Here is a 6,863-nt window from a genome sequence, read left to right as displayed (position 1 = left end):
CTTCCTTCGGTCGCCCTGAAGGACTCCCTTTGGTCGCAAAAAGAAGTGTGGGTGTTGTGGCAAAGCTCCAATTATAAATTTAAAATACTAAAAAATTAAACAGTATGACTATTTATTAATTTAGTTTTGAAACAAGTATAATATAACTAATTATTAAAGAATATATCATCAGGTTTTAAGCCTTCATTATTAGCAATTTCTCTATCAGCACCAAGCTCTATAAGTAAATTATAAGCCTCAGCCTTGTTGTTAGCAGCAGCATAATAAAGAGCAGTCCATCCATCATTGTCTTTAGCATTAATATCAACATGAAGCCTTTTTACTAAATAACTAATTACTTTAATATTATCATAAACAACAGCCATCTGTAAAGGAGTTACATTTTTTTTAGTTTTGCTATTAACTAAACTTTTATTTTTGCTTACTAAACTACTAATTATACGAACATTTCCAAAAGCAGCTGCATATAAAAAACTATTCCAACCCTCTTCATCATAAGTATTAATATTAGCATTTTTTTTAATGAGCCTGTTTACTATTCTGCTATCTCCATTGCTTTTGAATATAGCATAAAGTAAAGGAGTAGCCCCTCCTATATAAACAGCCTCTCTACTAAAATTGTCTAATGCTGTATAATATCCGTTTGGAAGAGTTGCCTCTAGATTAATATTCTCGCAGTCAAGCAATACATCAACCGCTTTTATGTTTTTATTTCTTATAGCAAAATGTAAAGCACTAAGTCCATATCCATCTTCAGCATTAACATTAGCACCATTTTCTATACTCTTTTTCAACTTCTTTATATCATTATCTCTTATAGCCTCAAATAATTCCCTATCAATATCACTCAATTTATTATACTTCATCATCACAAGCTCTCTAAGCCTAGTTGAAGGATACATACCATTATTATCTGTAATCTGAGTATTAGCTCCCAATTTTATAAGAAGCCTATAAGATTCAATGCTTTGAGAATTAGCAGCATGATAAAGAGCTGTCCAACCATCAATATCACGCGAATTAATGTCAATATTAAAATTAGTGCATATATATTCTATAACCTCATAATTATTATGACTGCTCGCTATATGAAGTATATTAACTCTAAACTCTGTTTCGCTATTAATTAAGCTTGGATATTTATCTGATATCAATTTTAAAATATCAATATCAGAAAAAGCAGCAGCATACATAATGCTATTATAATTTTTATCATCTCTATCTTTTAAATATGAAGTATCTAGATTATCTATAAAGAATTTAATAATATCTTTTTTATCATTATAAATAGCATAAAGTAAAGGAGTAGCCCCCTCTAAATTGTTTTCATAATCTTTTGGAAGCCTAGATTTTAAGCTTTGTATATCATTTTCTAATACATATTTTATATAGTTAATATCATTATCTTCTATAGCATTAAATATTTTATTTACATAATAATCATCAGCATGCAAATTAGAAAATACTATAATAATAAACAAAATAAATATTTTTTTAATCATTTTAATATCCATCAATTAAAAAGTAGTAGTAGTTTGATTATCTCTCAAATCTGTAATAGTAGAATTGAGGTCATATTCTCTTCTAGGAAGTCCAGCATTAGGGAAATCAGTAAGAGTAAATTCAATCCAAAACTCCTTATTCCAATAAGAACCTTTAACAGAACCGCTAGCAATATCTGAAGGAAGAGCAGAAGGGGATATAGAAAAAGTAGCTCTTAATTGCCAGCCATCTAATTCATGCCATACACTAGTATTTATAGAACTTAATTTAAATAAACTATCTATCCTTTTTTGGGAATCTCTAAAATTAAAAGAATCAACAATATCCCAGAAAGGATTAACCCAAGTTTCATTTTCTTTTTCAGCATAAGATTTTATATATCTATAAGCTCTATCATTTCTACTTGTTGTAGAGAAACTAAAAGTAAATTGTTCTAATATTTTTAATTCAAATCCAAGCGAAAAAGCAACTGAGTTATATTTATAATTAATAAAATCATGTTTATATGTTATATCAAAAAAGAATCTAAAATCATTCTTATAACCATCAAAGAATTTCTTTTTATTATTTCTTACTAATATCCAATCAGTAAGATTATCTATAGGAATAGGTACATGAATAAGAGTATTTATGGCATTTTGAGTAAAGTTTGTACCGAGTAGGTTTTTAGATAAATCATAAGAAATATATGAAGAATCATAATATAATCTAGTAGAGCCCCCTACTTCAGTTGTTAAAAATCTATTAGTATTATGTATAAGCTCATAATTTTTAGTTTGTGCATTATATGTTGGTATGAGGTCATAACCAGTTCTAATGCTTCCTCTAATATCCCAATTTAAATTAGGTATAAAAAACACACTATAACCAGTACCGCCTACATTTAAACTTGTATTTATACTATGAGTGCTAAAATCTCCGCTTTGATTTTCATTAGTATATGCTGCATCTTTTTGTTTAAATCTATAACCAATACTATATGATGTATCCCAGCTTACAGATGGGGAGAAATAATTATCAAGTTTGTATGGTAATATAGAATTAGGTAAAAAGACAGAAAGGTTCATAGTACTAGCCAAACCCAAATATGTATTATCTCTATCATAAATTAAATCTTCAGATTTCGGATTAACACTTTTTTGATAGGCATAGTCAATATTAAAATTAGGAGTAAATCTCATAAATAAATTAGTAAAACTTCTAGATAATCCACCATTTAATTGTAGATTATTTCTTTCAGCCAATTTTTCATTTAATTGTTCGTTAAGATTAGGGTTATCATAGAATGCTATACCTTCAGAAGTTTTATAATCTATAGTATGAGAATAGTTCATACTAATATTATAATTAATATTGAAATTAGGGAAATAATAAGAAGTTTCATCACCAAAAACTGAACTATAACTTGCAGATAAAGAAGGTAAAACTAATCTGCTTGGTTTAGGCATATAATAGTCAAAATTAGTATTATAATTTACAGATAAGTTTCTTACAGCAGTAAGATTCCATTCAGCACCTGCCCTCAGATTAACACCATATATACTACTGTTAACATATACAGAGTTTTCTATATAACTTTCAGGATATGAATCTCCTATATCGCTTAAATTTCCTGTAATAGCTGTAAATAATGATAATATATCTAAAGCTCCTCTTTGATTATAAAAATCAGACTTAAAATATAAATCACTATTTAAATTTAATTTACCAGTAAGATAAGCATTAATATTTTCTCCGCTATATAATTGTATAGTATGGTCATATTGAAACTTATATCTAGGTACAAATTTACCAGGCTTACCACCAGTAAAATAGTTAACATATCTAGTACCAAAACCAATACTAGAAGATATATAAGAATCAAGTAAATAGTATTGCCTTCCCAAAGCAAACATAGCATCTAAAGATAAATTATGATATTGACTAGTATATCTAATTTCATCTCCAATAAGAAAACCTAGTTTTTGATAAGCATCGAATCTTATTCTATGGCTAACTCCATACAAATTAAAAGTTTTACTGTTTTGCATATAAACACCTTCTCTCAAACTCTGACCGAAAGTGCTTATAATACCAGTACCAACATTGTTTTGAATAAATAAAGGAAAGTAAAATACAGGCTGCCTTCCAACCCTATATATACTATTAAATATTAATACCTTTTTTGTATCCCATAAATAAACTCTTGATGCCAAAAAGTCATGTGCTACAGGAGTGAGCCTAGAAAAACTTACACTACTGTCATTGGCAAAAAAATCGGGGTCATTAAACTTTATTATATTACCTTGAAGCGTAAAACTTTGGAATTTAGTATTACCATTGTATAAAATCCCCTTCTTATCATCTTTATTAAGCATAAACCATTCGCCATTTAAAACACTATCTCCAGATTCAACTTTTAAATTACCAGAAGCAAATACCTCCCCCGTTTTTAAACTATAAACAACCCTATCAGCAGTCATAACATTATTATACATCTTAAGTTGCACATTTCCGTATAATGCTATTAATTCTTCACCTGCCTCATCTATCTTATACCTTTCAACATAATCAGCACTTTTAAACTCTATCTGACCGCCGCCTGTATTGATACTAGCACGTGCTACATTCTTGATATTATCTTCGCCTGTGATTTTTATAACATCTACATTAACTTGTCTTTTGATAATTCTTGCTCTTAAACTAGACTCATCATCATAAGGGTAAATCTCTATACCGTAATTTCTAGCATATTCTGTTAAAACATAATATGGAGTAAAATTAACAATATTAATAAAAGAAACAGGATTCCTTTTAGCATCAAATTGATTTATTTGCATTAATACGTTTTCATTTGTTCTAATATTATTATTATCTTGATTATTATCTTGTGCATATAAGTATGCATTAAATATTATTAAAGATAATAGTAATATCAAGACTCGCATTATTGCCTCTTAAAAATCACATTTATCTTTTTTTAAGAAAATTTTATTTTAAAGAAATTACGTTTTCCTACTTTTAATATACCCTCTTTATTTATATTAGAGTTTATATCCGTAATCTTTTCATTATCTAATGTAACACTGCCCTGAGAAATTAATCTTTTTAAATTAGACTTACTTTCATTTTTCATGCATACAGATAAAACATTTAAAACATTATCCTCTTTATTTATAACAACTTCTTCTATTTCATCTGGTACACCTTTAGAGCTAAATATTCTTTTAAACTCCTCTTCAGCATTATTAGCATCATCTTCTGTATGATATAATTTTACTATCTCTTTGGCAAGAATAGACTTAATATTTCTAGGATTCTCGCCTTCTTCCATAGCCTTTTTATAATTTCTTATATCATTCATAGGTATATCTGTAACTAATTCCATATATTTAAGAATTAAACCATCAGGTATGCTCATAGCCTTACCATACATATCTTTAGGACTGTCATAAACACCTATATAGTTGCCTAAAGATTTACTCATCTTCTCAACACCATCTAAACCTTCAAGCAAAGGCACTGTTAAAACTGCCTGAGGAGATAGTCCGTATTCTTTCATTAGGGTTCTTCCAACAAGTAAGTTAAACTTCTGGTCATTACCTCCAAGCTCAACATCGCATTCTAAAGAAACAGAATCATAACCCTGTGCCAATGGATATAAAAACTCCATTATGCTTATAGGCTGACCATTTTTATATCTTTTAGAAAAATCATCTCTCTCTATCATCTGTGCTACTGTATATCTTGAAGTAAGCCCAAGTACATCAGCAAAACTCATCTTACCAAGCCATTTAGAGTTAAACTCAACTATAGTTTTTTCAGGGTCCAAAATTTTAAAAACTTGCTGTTTATAAGTTTCAGCATTTCTTAATACATCTTCTTCGCTTAATCTAGGACGTGTTTTTGTTTTACCAGATGGGTCTCCTATTCTTCCTGTAAAATCTCCTATAAGAAATATCACTTTATGTCCAAGTAATTGAAAATGTCTCATCTTTCTTAAAAGTACAGTGTGTCCTAAGTGTATATCTGGAGCTGTTGGGTCGAAGCCTGCTTTTACTGTTAATTTTTTTCCGCTTTTTAGTTTTTCTTTTATCTCTTCCAAGCCTATTATTTCGCTTGCTCCTCTTGTAATTAATTCTATAGATTCTTCTAAAGTGTATTGTTTCTCTTCCATACTAATATCAACCCTTATAAAATTTAAAATATATGAATCTATAATAATGTAAATTTTAATTAAAGTCAATTATTTAAAAAAATCTAAAATATATTATAATAATAATAAATCAAAAAAACATGAGGATAAGATAAATGGAAAATCAGGTTAATAGTGTAAATGTAGAAACAGCAGTTCAATTAATAAAAACAAATAAAGACTTACAATTATTAGATATTAGAGGTCCATATGAGGTAAAAGCTACTGGATTTATAGAAGGAAGCATGCTTTTAGACCCTAGCGACCGTCAAATTATAGAGACAATCGAAAACTTAGACAGAGATAAAGAATATTTATTATATTGTGCAAGCGGAGGACGTTCTTTTGCTGTATCGCAATATATGTTAAAAAAAGGATTCAAGCATTTAAATAACCTTATGAATGCTGGATATATAGAACTATCTATTGCTTTAGAAAATAGTAAATAATTTAATTTACACTATTGCAATAAACTTTAACTTATAATATAATAATTTAGATAGTTTAGAATAATTTAATTTTTTGGAGATAAATCAATGAAAAAAAATATACATCCAGAATACTATGAAACTGATGTAAATTGTGCATGCGGTGCTAATTTCAAAATACATTCAGTTCAAAAAACTTTACACGTTGACATTTGTCATAATTGTCACCCTTTCTTTACTGGTAAACAAAAAATATTGGATACTGCTGGTAGAGTTGATAAATTCAAAAAACGTTATGGCTTAAAAAAATAATATTTAATCAATAAATATAAAAAACATTTAAGTCTATAAAGTATTATATCTGTATTATATACTTTGTAGACTTTATTTATTGATAAAGGTAGTTTATGGACAGCGACGGCGTTTACAAAAGAGTAAATATCAACAAAGTAATATCTCAAATATTAAAAACCAACCCTAACATAACAGAAGCTAAAGCAAATGAATTAGCATACAAAATGATAAAAGAACTTAATAAAAAAGTTTCTTCGATGGTAGCTGATTTTGAAAACGGCGAAGGCGACTTTATGGCTTGTTATTTCGAATCTATAGAAAAGCAATAAATCCATTAAGATATAATAAAATAAAAAGTATAAATATTTCAGTGTTATTCAGAATATATATTGTATTTTTGATTATAATTAAATACTATCTCACTCAAATGCAGTCTTTTTGGTTCTTTTGGTCACAAAAAGAAC

Annotated in this window: 6 protein-coding genes; 3 read left to right on the top strand and 3 right to left on the bottom strand. The window is 28.1% G+C overall.

Features of this window, described 5'->3' with window-relative positions:
- Window positions 1-146: 146 nt before the first annotated feature.
- From E6A48_RS02360 to tyrS, 3 genes are read right to left on the bottom strand one after another with little or no spacing between them, the layout of a single operon-like run.
- On the bottom strand, window positions 147-1,502 hold the full coding sequence (locus E6A48_RS02360) for an ankyrin repeat domain-containing protein (RefSeq protein ID WP_219708372.1): 1,356 nt from the start codon (window positions 1,500-1,502) through the stop codon (window positions 147-149).
- Window positions 1,503-1,517: 15 nt separating this feature from the next.
- Complete coding sequence (locus tag E6A48_RS02355; protein ID WP_219708371.1) at window positions 1,518-4,430, bottom strand: LPS-assembly protein LptD; 2,913 nt, start codon at window positions 4,428-4,430, stop codon at window positions 1,518-1,520.
- A gap of 32 nt (window positions 4,431-4,462) precedes the next feature.
- On the bottom strand, window positions 4,463-5,659 hold the full coding sequence (gene tyrS / locus E6A48_RS02350) for a tyrosine--tRNA ligase (protein ID WP_219708370.1): 1,197 nt from the start codon (window positions 5,657-5,659) through the stop codon (window positions 4,463-4,465).
- 134 nt (window positions 5,660-5,793) lie between these two features.
- Between tyrS and E6A48_RS02345 the strand changes: the two genes are divergently transcribed.
- The 3 genes from E6A48_RS02345 (at window position 5,794) to E6A48_RS02335 (ending at window position 6,728) form a co-directional block, all read left to right on the top strand.
- The gene (locus tag E6A48_RS02345; protein ID WP_219708369.1) at window positions 5,794-6,126 is read left to right on the top strand and encodes a rhodanese-like domain-containing protein; all 333 of its coding nucleotides are present in this window, start codon (window positions 5,794-5,796) and stop codon (window positions 6,124-6,126) included.
- Between the two features lie 87 nt (window positions 6,127-6,213).
- Window positions 6,214-6,417: a 50S ribosomal protein L31 gene (gene rpmE, locus E6A48_RS02340; RefSeq protein ID WP_013244860.1), complete on the top strand. Its 204-nt coding sequence runs from the start codon at window positions 6,214-6,216 to the stop codon at window positions 6,415-6,417.
- A gap of 95 nt (window positions 6,418-6,512) precedes the next feature.
- The gene (locus E6A48_RS02335) at window positions 6,513-6,728 is read left to right on the top strand and encodes a hypothetical protein (RefSeq protein WP_014932694.1); all 216 of its coding nucleotides are present in this window, start codon (window positions 6,513-6,515) and stop codon (window positions 6,726-6,728) included.
- Window positions 6,729-6,863: the final 135 nt, after the last annotated feature.

The organism is Brachyspira pilosicoli (genome assembly GCF_019402445.1).
GTDB lineage: Bacteria > Spirochaetota > Brachyspiria > Brachyspirales > Brachyspiraceae > Brachyspira > Brachyspira pilosicoli_B.
The sequence above is the reverse complement of the archived record's forward strand: the minus strand, read 5'-3'. Positions and strand labels throughout refer to the sequence as shown.

Coding starts and splice junctions, on each gene's coding strand:
- E6A48_RS02355 (WP_219708371.1), bottom strand. CDS start 4,430: ATGCGAGTCTTGATATTACTATTATCTTTAATAATATTTAATGCATAC.
- rpmE (WP_013244860.1), top strand. CDS start 6,214: ATGAAAAAAAATATACATCCAGAATACTATGAAACTGATGTAAATTGT.
- E6A48_RS02360 (WP_219708372.1), bottom strand. CDS start 1,502: ATGATTAAAAAAATATTTATTTTGTTTATTATTATAGTATTTTCTAAT.
- E6A48_RS02335 (WP_014932694.1), top strand. CDS start 6,513: ATGGACAGCGACGGCGTTTACAAAAGAGTAAATATCAACAAAGTAATA.
- E6A48_RS02345 (WP_219708369.1), top strand. CDS start 5,794: ATGGAAAATCAGGTTAATAGTGTAAATGTAGAAACAGCAGTTCAATTA.
- tyrS (WP_219708370.1), bottom strand. CDS start 5,659: ATGGAAGAGAAACAATACACTTTAGAAGAATCTATAGAATTAATTACA.